The organism is Pseudoalteromonas sp. MEBiC 03607 (assembly GCF_004792295.1).
Classification (GTDB): Bacteria; Pseudomonadota; Gammaproteobacteria; order Enterobacterales; family Alteromonadaceae; genus Pseudoalteromonas; species Pseudoalteromonas lipolytica_C.
The window spans coordinates 2300125-2318554 of sequence record NZ_SRRY01000001.1 but is presented as its reverse complement, the minus strand read 5'-3'; the positions used below and the strand labels follow the sequence as shown (position 1 = coordinate 2318554).

Here is an 18430-nt window from a genome sequence, read left to right as displayed (position 1 = left end):
AAAACAAAAAAAGAGCTATTATGAAACGCTATTTTCCAGTGACACTCCTTGCAAGTGCTATCATTGCAGGCTGTGCTTCAACAAGTATCACTTCAAATGATGTAGAAAAAGCCTATCAAAGCATTAACTCAGAGCAATTAGCTGAGCATATTAAAGTGTTGGCATCAGATGAGTTTGGCGGCCGTGCACCATCATCAAAAGGTGAAGAGCTTACCCTTGCCTATTTAACTGAACAATTCAAAGCATTAGGTTTTGAGCCGGGTAACGGTGATAGTTTCTTACAAGAAGTACCGCTTGTTTCACTTGAAGCAGATTCAAACATGGTACTGACTATTGGTGGCAAAGATTACCAATACAAAAAAGACATGGTTATGGGCAGTAGCCGCATAAGTGCAAAAGAAAGTATTAAAGACTCAGAACTTGTGTTTGTTGGTTATGGTGTCAATGCACCTGAATACAACTGGAACGACTACGAAGGCCTGGACGTAAAAGGCAAAACAGTTGTCATGCTGGTAAACGATCCTGGTTTTGCGACTAAAAACCCTGATTTATTCACCGGTGATGCCATGACCTACTATGGTCGTTGGACGTACAAATACGAAGAAGCGAGCCGTCAAGGTGCAGCAGGTGCAATTATCATTCACGAAACAGCACCAGCTTCTTACCCTTGGTCTGTTGTTGAAAACTCTTGGAGCGGCGAACAGTTTGGTTTCCAAAAAGAAAACAACAACATGGATCGTGTTGCTGTTGAAGGCTGGGTAACCACAGACGTTGCTAAAGAGTTGTTCTCGAAAGCCGGTTTAGATTTCGACACCATGAAAGCAAATGCTGCAAAAGGTGCTTACCATGTTGATATGGGCGACCTAACAGCCAGCGTTGAAGTAAACAATACGATTAAAAAGTCAATTTCGTATAACTTTATCGCGACTTTACCGGGTAGCGAAAAGCCAGATGAGCACATCATTTATTCTGCTCACTGGGACCACCTTGGTACAGATAAAACCCGTAAAGGCGACCAAATCTATAATGGTGCCCACGATAATGCGACTGGCACTGCAGGTTTAATTGAAGTGGCAGAAGCGTTTGCAAGTTTACCAGAGCACCCTAGCCGCTCAATGACATTCTTAGCTGTCACGGCTGAAGAGCAAGGTTTACTTGGCTCTAAATATTATGCTGCAAACCCTGTGATCCCAGCTTCTCAAACTGTTGCAAACATCAATATGGATAGCTTGAACTTATTAGGTAAAGTTAAAGATATCAGTGTTGTTGGTATTGGCAAATCAGAAATGGATAGTCTGCTAGAAACAGCTGCAAAAGCACAAGGCCGTACAGTATCTGGCGACCCTAAACCGTCTTCAGGTGGTTACTATCGCTCTGATCACTTTGCATTTGCAAACATGGGTGTACCAGCAATGTATGCCGGTGGCGGTAGTGAAGCCCTTGATGAAGAAACAGCAAATTACCGTAAGCGTATGAGTTTAGTGCTTCGTGGTTGTTACCATCAGCCATGTGATCGTTACCGTGATGAATGGGATTTATCAGGTGCCGTTCAGGATCTTCAGTTATTCTATCAAGTAGGTTTTGATATTTCTGAGCGTAAAGAATGGCCTAAATGGAATGCTACTTCAGAGTTCCAACGTCAATAGATGCAAATGAGATTGATTTTCATTAAAATCTAATTTACAGTGTAACCTGATTAATTTTTAGGTTGCACTGTATGCTCTCATTAACACAAACATCGAGTTTCATTCCTAAAAAAGTGAGGTGTTATATTACGGATAATAAACGCTTGTTTTTACCCCTTCTTTTGCTTGTTGCATTAGTAGTACCAACAACGCGTGAATTTACCCTTCAAGCTTTAAGTGATGCTTTTTTTCAAGTATCAGTATTTGTTGCAGCCACCTTATTAATCTATTACTACCTTATTGATCGCCTTCCTCAGTTACAGCTTAGCTATTTACGTGCTAAATCAGGCATTCTAGAAGTGAGTTTTGCTTCAATCTTAGGTGCTTTACCTGGCTGTGGGGGTGCCATTATTGTGGTAACCCAATTTACCAAAAAACAAGCTAGTTTTGGTTCTGTTGTTGCAGTCTTAACCGCAACCATGGGGGATGCTGCTTTTTTGCTATTAGCCACTCGCCCACTTGATGGTTTATTAATGATGTTAATCGGTGTTGCTGTGGGCGTTATTAGCGGTCAGTTAGTTAACACATTTCATAAAGCTGATAAATTTCAACCTGATGAAGCAAGCGAATACACAGAACCGCCGCAGTGCCAACCAAGCGCTTTGAAATTTAGCCGCCCTGTTTGGAAATTGGCCCTAGTACCAAGCTTGATAGTTGCCTTTGTTATCGCCACCAATACCGACCTTAGCGTATTCGGTGATAGCGTTAATCAAGGTATCACCCTATTTGGCTCGATTATGGCGTTATTCACTGTAGTTGTATGGGCTCTTTCATCTAAAGGCAGCAGTTATAAACAAGTAACCAGTGAAGAGGCTCCTTGTACTCCACCTTCAAAACTAACAAAGGTTTTAATGGACACCCACTTTGTTACGGCCTGGGTTGTCGCCAGTTTTATGCTTTTTGAAATTTTAGTTAATCTGGCTGGTATAAATTTGAGCGCATGGTTTTCTGACTACGCATATTTGGCACCGCTGGTGGCTGTAGCCATTGGTTTATTACCTGGTTGTGGGCCGCAAATTGTCGTAATGACACTCTATATTCAAGGTATTATTCCATTTAGTGCTATGGCAGCAAATGCAATTTCGAATGATGGCGACGCCCTATTCCCAGCAATCGCATTAGCACCAAAAGCAGCGTTAATGGCAACTGTGTATTCAACAATACCTGCACTGTTATTCGGTTATGGCTTGTACTTTTACGGAATATAATTTTTGCTTTAGATAATAAAAAACCAGCCGAGGCTGGTTTTTTAATGCTTGTTAATGTTAGCTCATCGCCATCATCATTTTTGCAGGATCTTCTAAGTATGACTTCCACAAATTGTTGAAGCGGGCAATCGTTCCGCCATCAATCACGCGGTGGTCGCCAGACCAACTTACTTGCATAATAGCAGCTGAAATTACATTACCTTGTGCATCAAAACGAGGTAAATGCTGCAGTTTACCTAAAGCAACAATCGCTACTTCAGGTTTATTGATGATCGGAGTTGCAATTGTGCCGCCAATCGCACCGATGTTAGAAATGCTAATAGTGCCGCCTTTCAAATCATCTGGTGAAACACGACCATCACGTGCCGCTTCAGTTAAACGAGTAACCTCATTTGCAACATCTACAATGCTCTTTGACTGACATGATTTAATGTTTGGCACGAGTAAACCAATCTTAGAATCAACCGCCATACCGATGTTATGATCATCAAAGTAAGTCAGCTCACTGCAATCATCATTAACTTGTGAGTTAAGTACTGGGAATTGCTTAATAGCTAATGACAGCGCTTTGATAAAGAACGGCATCATAGTGAGCTTAACGCCCTGTTGCTTATACTGCTCTTTTAACTCGCTGCGCATTGCAATTAGTTTAGTCAGGTCGATTTCATCACAGAATGTAAAGTGAGGAATTGTCGAAACTGAGGCAACCATTTGCTTAGCCATTGCGGCTTTAATGCCTTTAATTGGCTCAACACGACTACCACCAGACACTGCTGTTACAGTTGCCGCTGGTTCTGCCGCTTTTGGCGCAGCTTGTTGTTGTGTTTCTTGGCTTGGTGTTTCGTTTAAGAAATCTTCGATATCTTGTTTATAAATCCGGCCATTTTTACCAGAGCCTGGTACTTGCGTTAAATCAACATCTAGTTCGCGGGCTTTACGACGAACAGCAGGTGAAGCAACTGCTTTTTTGTTAAGTTGTTTAGTTGCGCTAGATGCAGGTGCTGACTTTTCTGCAGATTTAGTCACTGCATTTGTTTGTGCTTTAACTACCGCAGAGCTTACATCAGGCTCTGCGCTTTGGCCCGCAATACTCATTTGAAATAATGGGCTATGAACCGCTGCAATATCACCTTTTTGGTAATAAAGCTTTTTCACTTTACCTGTGTATTTAGCCGGAATTTGCACCAATGCTTTGTCTGTCATTACATCACACACAGCTTGGTCTTCAACGACTTCATCGCCTTCACTCACTAACCACTCAACAATTTCACACTCAACGATACCTTCACCGATATCTGGCAAAATGAAATCTTCTAAGTGCTCACCAGTCTCAGATGGTGCTTCAGTAGCCGCAGGAGCTTGAGCTTCTTCGCTTTGTGTTGGTGCTTCGCCATCAACATCCATTGCAAATAATGGCGCATGGACTTTCGCAATATCACCTTTCGCATAATATAGCTTGCTGATCACACCATCATGGACAGCTGGAATTTGCACAAGCGCTTTGTCGGTCATCACATCACAAATAGGCTGGTCTTCTTTTACAGCATCGCCCTCTGCAACTAACCACTCTACAATTTCACACTCTACGATGCCTTCGCCGATATCTGGCAAGATAAAATCTTTAGACATACTGACTCCTAAAACTCAACTGATTGCTTAATCGCAGCAAGCACTTTTAGTGCATCCGGCACATATTCTTTTTCAAGTGCTAATGGATATGGCGTATCTAAACCACACACGCGAGCAATTGGCGACTCAAGGTGTAAGAAACACTCTTGTTGAATTGTTGCAACGATTTCAGCCCCAAAACCATTAGTGATTGGTGCTTCGTGGCTAACGACTAAACGACCTGTTTTAGTCACTGATTTAGCGATTGTCTCAACATCCCAAGGTAAAATAGTACGTAAGTCGATAACTTCACAACTAATACCTTGTTCAGCTGCTTTTTTAGCCGCATCTTCAACGATTTCCATCTGTGCGCCCCAAGCAAGCAAAGTGACATCAGTGCCTTCTTGCACAACTTCAGCTTTGCCAAGTTCGATGCTGTAATCTTCTTCTGGTACTTCGCCTGTTGATGCACGGTATAAACGTTTTGGCTCAAAGAAAATAACAGGGTTATCATCTTTAATTGATGCACGAAGTAAGCCTTTTGCTTGATAAGGATTACGTGGCACAACTAACTTCAAACCCGGTGTATGAGCAAAATAGGCTTCTGGTGATTGTGAGTGATATAAACCACCTGCGATACCACCGCCATACGGAGTACGAATTGTTAGATTGCCTACATTAAATTCATTACCACTGCGGTAACGGAATTTAGCTGATTCATTCACGATTTGGTCAAATGCAGGGAAAATATAATCTGCAAATTGAATTTCAGCTAAAGCAGGTGCACCAAACGCCGCTAAACCATTAGCAAAACCTAAAATACCTTGCTCAGTTAACGGTGTATTAAACACACGGTGCTTACCATATTTTTCTTGTAAGCCCGATGTTGCACGGAATACACCACCAAAATAACCAACGTCTTCACCAAAAATACATGCATTTGGATGCTCTGCCATGGTGATATCAAGGGCAGAGTTAATTGCATGAAGCATGTTCATTTTAGCCATTACTTTAATCTCCCAGCAGTTGTTGGATAAGCATCAGGATGCTGCAAAATGTGCTCTTTTAATTGTTCGTATTGTTTTTGCAGTGATGGGATTGGCTTATCATAAACATCAGAAATGAGATCTTCTAATGCTGGTTTTGCTACTTTTTCAGCACGCTTAAGCGCTGCTAAAATTTCTTCACGAATTGTTTCTTTGTCTTTTGCGTCTTGCGCTTCGTCTAACCAACCTTGTTTTAGTAACCAGTTACGGAAACGTTCGATTGGACAGCCTTTGTGTTTAGCTTCTTCGTCTTTGCTGCGGTAGCCGCTTGGGTCGTCACTCGTTGAATGAGCCCCTAAACGATAAGCAATTGACTCAATTAAAACTGGCTCACCATGTTTAGTGGCAATTTCACGTGCTTTTTTAGTTGCAGCATAAACTGCAAGGGCATCAGCACCATCAACACGGATTGTTTTAATACCATAACCTACACCACGAGAAGCAATACCATCCCCTTTAAATTGCTCATCAGCAGGGGTTGAAATCGCATAGCCATTATTACGAGCAAAAAAGATAACTGGCGCTTGGTGAACAGCAGCCATATTCAAGCCCGCATGGAAATCACCTTCTGAGGCTGCACCCTCACCAAAATAACAAATGGTGATGTTATCAATTGTGCTGTTTAACTCACCTGTTTGTGGGTCAATATGGCGAACTTTTTGACCATACGCATAACCTGTTGCTTGCGGAATTTGCGTACCAAGTGGTGATGAAATTGTCATGTAGTTAAGTTCGCGTGAGCCATAGTGAATTGGCATTTGGCGACCTTTACCCAAATCTTTTTCGTTTGAAAACATTTGGTTCATGAATTGGTCAAGTGTAAAACCTCGGTATCGCAAAGCGGCTTGTTCACGGTATTGGGCCATGATCATATCGTTTTGGTCAAGCGCTGCTGCTGATGCGGTTACAGCCGCTTCTTCACCTAAACATTGCATGTAAAAGCTTACACGACCCTGACGCTGTGCTGCTTGCATACGTTCATCAAGTGCTCGAATAAAACGCATTGTCTCGTATAAACGGATTGCGGTTGCTTTGTCGATATCGGGTGCGGTGGCACCTTCATGAATGTCGCCTTCCTCATTAAGAATACTTAATGTAGGGATCGTTAATGCGTGACCATCAATAAATGACAGATCATGATTAATGTTTAGCGATACGTTATTTGGATTACTCATAACCTACCTTCTTTCGTGTCAGAAACCTACGCCACTGCCCTTATTTGTGTTTATTATCAGCATTTGCTGTAAGGATAAAGTTTGCGCAATATTCAATCTAATTAAATTAAACTGCCGTCACTTTACGTTAACGTAAGTTGTTATTCAACTAATCATAGACGAATAGATGAGAAATGGCTAAAAACGCATGGAAAGTTAACTATACAACAAAATAAACTCTTTTTAGTCATATAGTTAACTTAATATAGATGGGTGTTAATGCAGAGATTTTAAATAAAGTTGCTATCAACTTGCATTGGGATAACGGTAAGCAAAGCACGCTGACCTAAGGCTACATCAGCGTTTGGGAAGATAATAGCTTCACCCTCTACCTCCGCTTCATATCTGGTCTGACCATCAATTGCCAATAATTCACCCTTTGCGAAACCGGTGAAGTTTTCTACATCATCAGCAAATGGGAAGCTAAAGTCTTCACACGTACGGTTTATTGTTCTATAAACTGAAAACAACTCAAAATCATCTGCATTAAATTCTTTATAATCCACCTTTTCTTGACTAATTAATGCAGTTAAAGTTTGTTTGGTTTTCTCGAAGCGGCTCATGTCATTTTCACCAAATGGCTTTACTTGACCAAGCTCTACCGTAAATGAATCAGCACCATGTACAAACGACGAGTAGTAACTAAACGTTGTTGCCGCTGATTTCATCATTAATACTGTGTTTACACCACAGCTGAGTAAAAATTGCAGCTGTGATTTTTTCCACGGTTTTCCATGTAAGAATGGGTATACAGCAAACTTTTCATTTTTAGAGCCACGAATTGCAGTATGAAGGTCATAATGAAAACGCTCACTGTTGTGGTTGCCTCTTTGGAAAAAATCAGAAACAACATCCTCAAGCTGCTTTGCACGAACTCGCTCAGGGTTTGAAGCAATACCTTCTACAGTATGGTGACCGTTAAACAGGCGGTTTAGGTTTTCATCTACAAAGCGCTTACCGATATTAATCGACTTTGGATTACCAAAAATAAACAGTACACGCTGCTTAAGCGGCAGTTGTTCTTTAATAATTGCTCTAAGTAATTGGTCACAAATTTCAATTGGCGCCGTTTCGTTGCCATGTATCGCACTTGAAAGAACAATATCTTTGTTTGTTTGCTGATTTGGTTGAAATTCAATGATGCCCGTATCATGAACTGTCACATCAGTGCCATTCTCAAGGGTGAATGCACAAGGTTCAAGTGAAAATTCATTGTTACGGGTTAAGGTTAAAAAGTCGCCATTGCTTTTTAATTCGTCAAGATATGAAGGAATTGAATAGCTCATTGTCCTATCCTAAAAATACGTGAGAGTAGAATACAAAAACGGCTGAGAAACTCAGCCGTTTTAAAAGATAAAAATGAAATTAGCTAATTACTGAATCAACCAGTTTTTTCGCTTCTTTTTCTAGTAATGCTAGATGTTCTTGACCTTTGAATGATTCTAGGTAAATTTTATAGATATCTTCTGTGCCTGATGGACGAGCTGCAAACCAACCATTTTCGGTAACAACCTTTAAACCACCAATAGCAGCATTATTACCAGGTGCATGAGTTAGTTTTTGTGTAATAGCATCACCCGCTAAGGTACTGGCAGTTACATCATCTGCCGATAACGCTTTTAGACGCGCTTTTTGCTGTGCATTAGCTGGGGCATCAATACGTTTATAGATAGGTGCACCAAACTCTTGCTCAAGTTCTTTATATAGCTGTGAAGGTGTTTTACCCGTTACTGCTAATATCTCAGCAGCTAGTAAACCTAAGATAAAACCGTCTTTGTCGGTGTTCCACACCGTACCATCGAAGCGCAAGAATGACGCCCCTGCACTTTCTTCACCACCAAAAGCAAGTGTCCCCTTGCTTAAGCCTTCAACAAACCATTTAAAGCCTACTGGTACTTCTTTTACTTCACGGTTATTACGTGCAACCACTTTATCAATCATGCCGCTAGATACGAGCGTTTTACCAATAGCAACATCTTTTGACCATTCACGATTATTTAGTAAGTAGTCAATTGCAACCGCTAAAAAATGATTTGGATTCATTAGACCATCAGGTGTAACAATGCCGTGACGGTCATAATCAGGGTCGTTACCAATACCAATATCGTAGTCATCTTTTAGAGCAATAAGATTAGTCATTGCATAAGGAGATGAGCAATCCATACGGATTTTACCGTCTTTATCCAAAGGCATAAACGAGAATGTTGGATCAACAGACTTATTTACGACTGTTAAGTCTAAATTATATTTTTCGGCAATCACTGGCCAAAAGTTGATACCAGAGCCACCGAGTGGATCCACACCAATTTTGATTTTTGCATCGCTAATAGCTTTTAAATTAACGATGTTTGCTAAGTCATCGACATAAGGTGTTATTAAATCTTGGTATTTGATAAAGCCAGAACGTGATGCTTTAGCAAACGGAAATAACTCTACAGCAACTAAATCTTCAAGCAGTAATTGATTTGCTCTATCTTCGATCCATTTAGTAACGTCAGTATCAGCAGGTCCGCCATTCGGTGGATTATATTTAAAACCACCATCTTCAGGCGGGTTGTGTGACGGAGTTACAACGATACCATCGGCCAATTCATTTGGATTTTCTTTATTATGACAAACAACTGCGTGGCTGATCACTGGGGTTGGCGTATAGTCGTCATTCTCTTGAGTAATAACTTGCACTTCATTCGCAACCAACACTTCAATTGCTGAATTAAAAGCAGCTTCACTTAAAGCATGCGTATCTTTGCCAAGAAACAGAGGTCCAAAAATGTTATTTTCTTTACGATAATCACAAATTGCTTGAGTGATCGCTAATATATGCGATTCATTAAATTTTACATCGAATGAACAACCGCGGTGACCAGACGTACCAAAAGCAACGCAATGCTCTGGGTTTTGTTCAAGATCAGGTTCATTTAAGTAATAAGCAGAGATTAGTTTTGGAACATTTACTAAGCTCTGTTGTGGCGCAGGTTTCCCTGCCTCTGGATGAATCGCCATATTATTTCCTTACCTGTTATAAGTAATCACGAATTTTTTCTGCTTCGTCCGCACTATAGCCTAGGCTTAAGGCCACTTCATGAAGCATCATTTTTTTTCTGGTTGTATTTGAGTTAGTCATCACCCAATACTCTGTATCGGTGATATTTTTTGGATTCATACTACTGCCACTTTCAAGCAACGCCTCTTTACTAGTTGCAAAATAGACGCGGTCACGGCCTTTAATTTCTAGAACGTTCGCAAAATCTGCTTTGTGTGTTCTGTAAAGCGCTGCCAAGATAAATAAGAAACGACCAACAACACCTTTTTGCATTGCCAGTTCTTCTTTGTTTAACACATTAAACACATTACCTTTGACTTGTTGCGCTGTTGTGACAGTTTCGACTTGTTCAGGTTCATCGTGTTTAGGGGCTGGTTCTTGCTCTATTGCTTGTTCAGGTTCAACAACTGGAGATTCTTGTTCAGTTTTGCTAGTTGCTGTTTCAACGGGCGCTAAGGTGCCATCAGAAAGGTTTAATAAACGACGTAAAATAGTGGAAGCGCTCTCACCAATACTTTGCGTGTTGCTAGCTATGTATTGATATAACTCGTCGTCTATGTCAATTTTTTTCATGTTATTCCTGTCTTTACGGGTCACATTATAAAAGTTCTCGATGATTATACCTAAGCTCGCAGTAATTCTCTATGTTTTGCAATTTGTTATTTCGCTAGGCAAAATACTGCCATTAAAATTAGGAGTTGAAAATGCTATTAAACTACCAACAAATGGGTCAAGGTTCAGACGTTGTGTTGATCCATGGTTTGTTTGGCTCGCTAGAAAACCTCAATGTAATCGCAAAAGCCTTAGCTGAAAATTACCGCGTAACAAATATCGATTTACGAAATCATGGTAAATCATTCCACAGCGATACCATGAATTACCATGCTATGGCTCAAGATGTCAGTGAGTTACTTGAATACTTGAACATTAATAAAGCTCACATCATTGGTCATTCAATGGGCGGTAAAGTTGCTATGCAATTAGCTCTTAATCACCCCGCGCTAATCAATAAACTAGTGGTGTTAGATATCTCTCCTGTTGCTAATAACCCTCGTCATAGTGCTATTTTTGCAGGCCTGAATGAGGTAGCCGAGTCGAATGTTGTTGACAGGAAAGCCGCTGATGAAGTCCTTGCAAAGCACATAGATGAAGTGGGTGTACGCCAGTTTTTATTAAAGAGCTTTGCTAAGAACGATCAAGGCCACTACCAATGGCGCTTTAATTTAGCGGTTATATATCAGCAATATGAAAATATTTTAGCTCAAGTTGATGAAAATGATTCTTGTTTATGTGATACTTTGTTCATCAAAGGTAATGATTCAGACTACATCTTAGCTGAGCACCGCCCTGCAATTATGGCGTTATTTCCTAATGCTAAAGCAAAAATAATTCATGGCGCTGGTCATTGGTTACACGCACAAAAACCGCTTGCCGTAAATAAAGCAATTAGCGATTTTTTAGCCACATAAAAGACAGATAAATTTCGCTGTTTTTGATCGTGCGCACTAAATTATTATGAATTTGTGTGGTATAGTACGCGCCGTTTATTTTGAAGGTTTATACGTTGATGGTCAGTCAGTTAATTAACGAATTTGATACCTTAGGGTTGTATTTTGGCTTAGCCGGCATTTTCTTTTTTATTGGAATGGCAATTCAAGACGTCCTTAAAAAAGGTGATGTACCAAAATTTGGCCGATACATCGTTTGGTTAGTGCTATTCTTAGGCTGTTCTGGGTTTATAGCTAAAGGTCTTATTCAAGTCTTTTGGCAAGGCGCAGGTGTGGGCTAGATATGGCAAAATCAGAAACAGATAGAACAACACCCGATTTATTTGAATACGAGAAACGTCCAGGTAGACCTAAAACAAATCCCCTACCTCGCGACATGCAATTAAAAGTAAATAAACGTAATCAAATAAAGCGAGATAAAGCACGTGGTTTAAAGCGTGTAGAATTTAAGGTTTCATCACAGTTATATCAGGCATTAAGCGATATGGCAGATGCGCAGAATATTAGCCGTAGCGCGTTGATTGAAACAATTTTACAAGAAAGATTGGCTATTGATAGATAGAAGGTTTTAAATCCATGTCAAGCGTAGGTATTTTTTTCGGAAGCGACACAGGTAATACTGAACACGTAGCTAAAATGATTCAAAAAGAATTAGGTAAAAAGCTAGTCGCGGTTCATGACATTGCAAAAAGTTCTAAAGAAGAGATTGCTGAATTCGATTTATTGTTATTCGGTATTCCAACTTGGTACTACGGTGAAGCGCAATGTGACTGGGATGATTTTTTCCCTGAATTAGAAGAAGTAGACTTCGAAGGTAAACTGGTTGCAATTTTCGGTTGTGGTGACCAAGAAGACTATGCTGAATACTTTTTAGATGCAATGGGTATGATCAACGACATCGTTACTGAGCGTGGCGCGATTGTAGTAGGTCACTGGTCAACTGATGGCTATGACTTCGAAGCATCAAAAGCATTAATTGATGACAAAACGTTTGTTGGCTTAGGGATTGACGAAGATCGTCAACCTGAACTGACAGAGCAACGTGTAAAAGACTGGTGCGCTCAAGTTTATGAAGAGATGTGTTTAGCGGAACTTGCTGATTAATAACAAGTACTACTCGCATTTACTAGCTGATGTAAAGATGCACAACCAGTTCGTTTTCGTCTAAAAAAACAGCAATCAAACGAATTGTTCTTTGCACTTAGTAACTAGGCACGTTATTCTAACAGTTGCTAATGTGTCGTGTGCATCTTAATGATGCCTAGTATAACTAAATAAATTGAGACAGATTGAATGACTGATCACAACTTGGAACTAAAAAAAGCAGGGTTAAAAGTAACTTTGCCGCGTATTAAAATTTTAGAGATTCTACAATCTCCAGACAATCAACACATCAGCGCTGAAGATGTCTATAAAATTCTATTAGACAAAGGCGAAGAGATTGGTCTTGCAACTGTCTACCGTGTACTTAACCAATTTGATGATGCAGGTATTGTATCTCGCCACCACTTCGAAGGCGGCAAGTCAGTATTTGAATTATCTGGTAGCACTCACCATGACCACCTCGTTTGTCTTAAATGCGGCAAGGTTGTTGAATTTGAAGATGATTTAATCGAACGTCGTCAAGAAGAGATTGCTACAGAAAATGGCATTAAATTAACTAACCACTCTCTTTACCTTTATGGTGAGTGTGAGGACAAAGTTAAGTGTAAAGAATATGCTGAGTCAAATAGCTAATTAGCTGTTTATTTCAGACATAAAAAAACCTGCTTAAAGCAGGTTTTTTTATACCTATTAAAATCAATTAGATGATTTCTAATAGCTCAACATCAAAGATTAGTGTTGAGAAAGGTGCGATTGCAGCACCAGCACCACGCTCACCATAAGCAAGCTCATGCGGTACGTATAAACGCCATTTTGAACCAGTACCCATCATTTGTACTGCTTCAGTCCAACCTTTGATAACGCCACCCACTGGGAATTCAGCTGGTTGACCACGCTCATAAGAGCTATCAAATACCGTACCATTGATAAGTGTACCATGGTAATGCGCACGAATTGTTGAATCTACAGTTGGTTTCTCACCATTGCCTTCAGTAAGCACTTCATATTGAAGACCTGACTCAGTTACTGTTACTTCAGGACGTTTTGCATTTTCTTCTAAGAAGGCAATACCTTCAGCAGCAAGTACTTTAGCTTCTTCTTCGCGGCGAGCTTGGATTTCAGCATTGATCTTTTCAAAGGCAGCTTGAATTGCTGGGATTTCAACTTGGAAATCGTTACCAGTGTATGCGTCTTTCATACCTTCAAATACAGAGTTTAAGTTTAAACCTTCAAAAGGGTTTGCTTTTAATTGCTCACCCATTTGTAAACCAATACCGTAACTTGCTTTTTCAGCGTCTGTTGTAAAATTATCTGACATGTTTAAATTCACGTTTATTTAGTTAAAAGACGTGCCCATACTAACATAAAAAAACAACGAATATCGCTTAGTTTATTGCGTTTGCTCAGTGTTTAAACTAATTCGTTGCTTTATTTTCTCAATGACTAATGTTGCAACCGGTAAACTTATCACCATAGCCAAAATAAAATATGTATCTTTTAAACTCGCCTGCCCCATTAATATTAAAGGCACTACAACAAGCCCAACTACAGCGATAAATATTGCCGCAATAACAGGCCAATGTTTGTCGTACTTACCAATTAAATGACCTACGAGTACATTGAAACCAATGCCATACGCAATTGAGGATAACAATCCGTAATCTGGTTGTGCATCATGAGCCATAGCAACAAGTACATTAATGCCACTATGATAAAAATAAGAGAAGATACACCAAAGTAAAACATGCTTTATCATTCTTATAGGTGTAGAAGGTGTGCTTGCTGACATTATTTATCTCCAGATAGCAAAAAACCGCCCTGTAGGCGGTTTTTTTAAATAATGGTGGAGAGATAGGGATTTGAACCCTAGAGGGGCTACAAACCCCTGCCGGTTTTCAAGACCGGTGCATTCGACCACTCTGCCATCTCTCCGTACGGCGCGCATAATATTAGTTACCGTGGTCGATGTAAAGCCTTAATTGTAAAAAAACAATAAAAACTCATATTTAGTAATACTGTTTAGGTCGACGCGCAATCATTGAGCAGACAAAACAGACAATTAAACTGATAAGAGCAAACCCTGCCCCCTGAACAATAACGTCTATTTTGTTTAGATTGTTATTTGGTACTATCACTAATAAAAATGCGGGTAAGCAGGTTAAGGTCAATACATAACAACAAACTTTAAAAGCGCGACCAAAATCAAACCGCTTAGTACTGTGCATCCACCACGTAAGTAACAACAAAAACCCAATAGCAGATAAGCCAAGAAATTGTGGCGCTCTAGTTGAGATAGCCACAAAGAAAGTGACGGCAGCACCTATAATGCCCCATATTGACCAAGCGAACCAATTTTCTTTTTCTCGTAAAAATAAGTTTCCCATTGTCCTCGTCTTCTTTATCGTTATTTTTTAAGACTATCCCTACGTTAACAAAAAACAACCGATTAAAAAACACACTGAAGAATAATTATTTTGTTTTTTGCATCCTAATAATTCTTACACTGCAGCTTAAATTAATTAAACTAACACATGCAAGCTTAATAGCATCTGACTGCATAAATATAAAAAAGTTCCTAATTTTTAAAGTCTCTCAAAAAAAGTATCTGGTTTATGCCTAATAGGCTTTTTAATATCAACTTCAGGAGTACCTAAATATAAGAAGCCAACTATCTCGTCATCAATTTTACAATTTAAAGCTTTTTTGACTGATTCACTTTGAGCAAAATAGCCTGTGCGCCAGATCCCACCTAATCCTTGGGCAAAAGCGGCCTGCTGCATGGCAAGCACTGCACAACCAGCACTTTGAACTTGTTCAATACGTGGCACTTTAGGGTTTTCTTTTACATCAGCAATGGCAATGATAATCATAGGGGCGCGAAGTGGTAGTTCTTTTGCACGATTAACCGTGCGCTCATCTTGATGTTCAGCAACTGCAGCTTGATGATAAATATCACCTAATCTATGCCGAGCATCGCCTTCAACAACAATAAAACGCCAAGGAGCAAGGCAACCATGATCCGGTACTTTTATTGCAGCTCTTTGAATAATCTCAAGCTGTTCTTCTGATGGACCCGGAGCAATAAGACGTGGATCTGATTGTCGAGTTTGTAAAAGAGTTAAAGCGTCCATTTAATTCCTATTAAAACATTAATACAGCGCCTCATTTTATAAAGGCATTAAAGTACTAGCTTATCATTTATATTCACTTGCAATAAAGAGCTTAGTGCGATTTCTAACAAGCCAATAATCGAGGCTAAAATAGCGACCTCCCCCCGAAAAAAATAAGCTTAGTAGCATAACGAAATAGATCGCTGAAAACTCGATACCATTATTTAAAATTACAGGTTTCCCTTTCGCATAAAGGTATTCCGTATAACCATGAGTCTCTAATAACTCGCGCATTTTAGTTAATCTCTCACCCGCTTCTTTTGAATTGGTCAAACTGGCTTCACTTGCAGGAATTGCAAGCCAACTGAGGACTCTTGCAGGGCTGGTACTCGCATCTGTTGGGGTAACGGCAAACCAGCCATTACTTGCGTGTACAGTCGTTGCAGCAACAAGCATAGTTATCATTAAGGGGATTGCTACTAAACGTGTGAACAGACCAAATAACAGCAAAATTCCGCCTAAAAACTCTGTCCATGCTGCTAAAAAGGCCAGTACAGAGGGCATTGGTAGGCCTAACCCCCATTCACTATTACCAAACCAAGCGACGATATCATCGGAGGCTAAAAAGTATTGATAAAAATGGGTAACATCACCGCTTAAGGCAAGTTTATTAAAGCCGGCAATGATCATCACTGGGGCTAAGATTAAGCGAATAAATAGGCTGGGTAGTCCATCTAAAAACTGAAGTTTAGTTAAGATGCGTTGGTAAAGAGGTAATAAGTGTGTGATCAACATTGCGGTCTCGTGACTAATTAGATTAATCACACAGACCGCGAGTTTTCTAGTTTACTTTCAATTAAATTTTACGGGCGACTTGTAGCGCTTCAAAAATCGCACGTTTCGCATCAATAGCGGCAGCTAGTTTGGCTCCACCAATAACGTGAACTTTGGCGTTTTCTGTTTGTTTTTCGAATGTTTCTGTATTTGAAACCTGACCAATACAAGCAATCACAGTATCAACATCTAAGATTTGCTCTTCACCTTTAACAGTAATTTTCAAACCTTGGTTGTCAAAGCTAAGGTACTGACACTCAGCAATTTGTTTTACACCATGCTGTTTAGCAACTTGACGATGGATCCAACCCGTTGTTTTACCCAGTTCACTACCAAAACGCCCTGCACTTCGCTTAAGCATGTATATTTGGCGGTTATCTTTTTCAGGTGCAGCTTCACATTCAATACCCCATTGAGTTTTGAATTGCTCAATAGTTTGCCCTTTGTGTTCACTTAAAAAGGCAACCATATCAAAACCAATACCGCCGGCACCTAAAATCGCTATTTTGTTACCTAGCTCTACCTCACCGCGGATCACTTCATCATAGGCAAACACACGCTTGCCATCGTTACATTCTATTTTTGCTTCACGAGGTCTAACACCTGTTGCAAACACAACATCATCGTATTGGTTAAGCATGTTTTCTGTAAATTCAGTGCCTAGCTTTAAATCAACATTTAAGCGTTTTAACTCATTTGTAAAGTAATTAAGAGTATGGTTAAAGTCTTCCTTACCAGGTACTTGCATTGCTAAATTAAATTGACCGCCCATCTGCTCTTTACGCTCAATTAGAGTCACTTTATGACCTTTTTCTGCTAAATAGCAACTAGCAGCCAGACCAGCGGGGCCTGCACCAACAACAAGCACTAAACGAGAAGATGACGCTTTTTCAAGGCTATAGTCTAATTCAAAAGCAGCCTGTGGGTTAACTAAGCAAGTCGCACGTTTGTTTTTAAATACATGGTCTAAACAACCCTGATTACAGCCAATACAGATATTGATTTGCTCTGACTTGTTATTTACGTATTTATTAAAAAACTCAGGATCCGCTAATAAAGGACGCGCCATCGAAATTAGATCAGACTCACCCGCCTCTAAAATACCATTGGCTATTTCAGGTGTATTAATGCGGTTTACTGCGATTACTGGTACCGATACTGTATCTTTTAAACGTTTTGATGCCTCTTTAAAGGCACCCGGTGGTACCATGCTCGCTATTGTTGGAACACGTGCTTCGTGCCAACCAATCCCCGTGTTAAAGATATCAACGCCCGCTTTTTCAAGTGCAAGCGCTTGTTGTTTAACTTCTTCAGGTGTCGAGCCGTTTGGGATCAGATCCATTACAGATAAGCGAAATACAATAATAAATTTTTCACTTACTTTAGCGCGTACAGCTTTTACAATATCAATAGCTAAACGCATACGATTTTCAAGGCTACCTCCATAACTATCCGTACGCTTATTAGTATGGTTAGCCATGAACTCATTAATCAAATAGCCTTCAGATCCCATTATTTCAACACCATCGTAACCTGCTTTTTCAGCTAGTTTTGCTGAGTTTGCAAAGTCTTTAATAGTCTTTTTAATTGAGCCTAACGACATTTCTTTAGGTTTATAAGGATTAATAGGTGCTTGAATAGCACTTGGTGCTTGATTAAATGGATGATATGCATAACGGCCAGCATGTAATAATTGTAAGCAAATTTTTCCGCCATGTTGATGCACTGCATCCGTATATGCGCGATGTTTAATCACATCATAAAACGAGTTAAACGTTGAGGCGAAAGGCGATAGCTTACCTCGTAAATTTGGACTGTAACCACCAGTTATAATTAATCCAGTGCCACCCTTTGCACGTGCTTCATAAAATGCGCGCAAGCGTTTACGGTTGTGCCATCCCTCTTCTAAGCCGGTATGCATTGATCCCATAACCAAACGGTTACGAAGTTCGGTATGCTGTAATTGTAATTTTTGTTCTAACATTGTGTGCCCCGTTAACTGGTCGAACCTCTACTTGAAATAGATTCTGCGGTAATAACTTAGAATAATCAACTTTTCGCTAGTAAATA

General features: G+C 39.9%; 19 protein-coding genes and 1 tRNA gene. 7 read left to right on the top strand and 13 right to left on the bottom strand.

Annotated elements, in window-relative coordinates:
- Positions 1–20 precede the first annotated feature (20 nt).
- Together E5N72_RS10665 and E5N72_RS10660 are read left to right on the top strand one after the other, a co-directional pair.
- Positions 21–1646, top strand: a complete 1626-nt coding sequence (locus tag E5N72_RS10665) for a M28 family metallopeptidase (protein ID WP_135924414.1) — start codon at positions 21–23, stop codon at positions 1644–1646.
- Between the two features lie 71 nt (positions 1647–1717).
- Complete coding sequence (locus E5N72_RS10660) at positions 1718–2893, top strand: putative manganese transporter (RefSeq protein ID WP_135924413.1); 1176 nt, start codon at positions 1718–1720, stop codon at positions 2891–2893.
- A 57-nt stretch (positions 2894–2950) separates the two neighbouring features.
- On the opposite strand, the gene E5N72_RS10655 is transcribed toward E5N72_RS10660, so the two are convergent.
- From E5N72_RS10655 to seqA, 6 genes are all read right to left on the bottom strand, one after another.
- Entirely contained in the window at positions 2951–4522 is a 1572-nt protein-coding gene (locus tag E5N72_RS10655; protein WP_135924412.1) for a dihydrolipoyllysine-residue acetyltransferase, read from the bottom strand.
- A gap of 8 nt (positions 4523–4530) precedes the next feature.
- Positions 4531–5508 (bottom strand): alpha-ketoacid dehydrogenase subunit beta, encoded by a 978-nt coding sequence (locus E5N72_RS10650; protein ID WP_135924411.1) that lies wholly within the window; start codon positions 5506–5508, stop codon positions 4531–4533.
- On the bottom strand, positions 5508–6722 hold the full coding sequence (locus tag E5N72_RS10645) for a thiamine pyrophosphate-dependent dehydrogenase E1 component subunit alpha (RefSeq protein WP_135924410.1): 1215 nt from the start codon (positions 6720–6722) through the stop codon (positions 5508–5510). Before E5N72_RS10645 ends, E5N72_RS10650 begins: the two co-directional genes overlap by 1 nt.
- A 269-nt stretch (positions 6723–6991) precedes the next feature.
- A complete protein-coding gene (astE, locus tag E5N72_RS10640; protein ID WP_135924409.1) occupies positions 6992–8047 on the bottom strand; it encodes a succinylglutamate desuccinylase in 1056 nt (351 codons plus the stop codon).
- Positions 8048–8126: 79 nt separating this feature from the next.
- Positions 8127–9764 (bottom strand): phosphoglucomutase (alpha-D-glucose-1,6-bisphosphate-dependent), encoded by a 1638-nt coding sequence (gene pgm, locus E5N72_RS10635; protein ID WP_135924408.1) that lies wholly within the window; start codon positions 9762–9764, stop codon positions 8127–8129.
- A 16-nt stretch (positions 9765–9780) separates the two neighbouring features.
- Complete coding sequence (gene seqA, locus E5N72_RS10630; protein WP_135924407.1) at positions 9781–10377, bottom strand: replication initiation negative regulator SeqA; 597 nt, start codon at positions 10375–10377, stop codon at positions 9781–9783.
- Positions 10378–10508: 131 nt separating this feature from the next.
- Here seqA and E5N72_RS10625 point away from each other — a divergent pair, with 131 nt between their 5' ends.
- The 5 genes from E5N72_RS10625 to fur all read left to right on the top strand — a co-directional run bounded on the left by E5N72_RS10625 (position 10509) and on the right by fur (position 13049).
- Positions 10509–11273: an alpha/beta fold hydrolase gene (locus tag E5N72_RS10625; RefSeq protein WP_135924406.1), complete on the top strand. Its 765-nt coding sequence runs from the start codon at positions 10509–10511 to the stop codon at positions 11271–11273.
- A 98-nt stretch (positions 11274–11371) separates the two neighbouring features.
- A complete protein-coding gene (locus E5N72_RS10620) occupies positions 11372–11593 on the top strand; it encodes a DUF2788 domain-containing protein (protein ID WP_062569139.1) in 222 nt (73 codons plus the stop codon).
- Between the two features lie 2 nt (positions 11594–11595).
- Positions 11596–11874 (top strand): LexA regulated protein, encoded by a 279-nt coding sequence (ybfE, locus tag E5N72_RS10615; RefSeq protein ID WP_004586673.1) that lies wholly within the window; start codon positions 11596–11598, stop codon positions 11872–11874.
- Between the two features lie 14 nt (positions 11875–11888).
- Positions 11889–12416: a flavodoxin FldA gene (fldA, locus tag E5N72_RS10610; protein ID WP_135924405.1), complete on the top strand. Its 528-nt coding sequence runs from the start codon at positions 11889–11891 to the stop codon at positions 12414–12416.
- Between the two features lie 189 nt (positions 12417–12605).
- Complete coding sequence (gene fur, locus E5N72_RS10605) at positions 12606–13049, top strand: ferric iron uptake transcriptional regulator (RefSeq protein ID WP_135924404.1); 444 nt, start codon at positions 12606–12608, stop codon at positions 13047–13049.
- 67 nt (positions 13050–13116) lie between these two features.
- Here the strand turns inward: fur and E5N72_RS10600 are convergent, their stop codons facing one another.
- The 7 genes from E5N72_RS10600 to E5N72_RS10570 all read right to left on the bottom strand — a co-directional run bounded on the left by E5N72_RS10600 (position 13117) and on the right by E5N72_RS10570 (position 18344).
- Positions 13117–13734, bottom strand: a complete 618-nt coding sequence (locus tag E5N72_RS10600; RefSeq protein ID WP_135924403.1) for an FKBP-type peptidyl-prolyl cis-trans isomerase — start codon at positions 13732–13734, stop codon at positions 13117–13119.
- Between the two features lie 72 nt (positions 13735–13806).
- Positions 13807–14205 (bottom strand): hypothetical protein, encoded by a 399-nt coding sequence (locus E5N72_RS10595; RefSeq protein WP_135924402.1) that lies wholly within the window; start codon positions 14203–14205, stop codon positions 13807–13809.
- A gap of 52 nt (positions 14206–14257) precedes the next feature.
- Positions 14258–14348, bottom strand: a tRNA-Ser gene (locus E5N72_RS10590).
- Positions 14349–14422: 74 nt separating this feature from the next.
- A complete protein-coding gene (locus E5N72_RS10585) occupies positions 14423–14800 on the bottom strand; it encodes a hypothetical protein (RefSeq protein WP_135924401.1) in 378 nt (125 codons plus the stop codon).
- Between the two features lie 198 nt (positions 14801–14998).
- Complete coding sequence (locus tag E5N72_RS10580) at positions 14999–15547, bottom strand: NAD(P)H nitroreductase (protein WP_135924400.1); 549 nt, start codon at positions 15545–15547, stop codon at positions 14999–15001.
- 63 nt (positions 15548–15610) lie between these two features.
- Positions 15611–16321: a DoxX family protein gene (locus tag E5N72_RS10575; protein WP_135924399.1), complete on the bottom strand. Its 711-nt coding sequence runs from the start codon at positions 16319–16321 to the stop codon at positions 15611–15613.
- 61 nt (positions 16322–16382) lie between these two features.
- Positions 16383–18344, bottom strand: a complete 1962-nt coding sequence (locus E5N72_RS10570; protein ID WP_135924398.1) for an NADPH-dependent 2,4-dienoyl-CoA reductase — start codon at positions 18342–18344, stop codon at positions 16383–16385.
- Between the last annotated feature and the right edge of the window lie 86 nt (positions 18345–18430).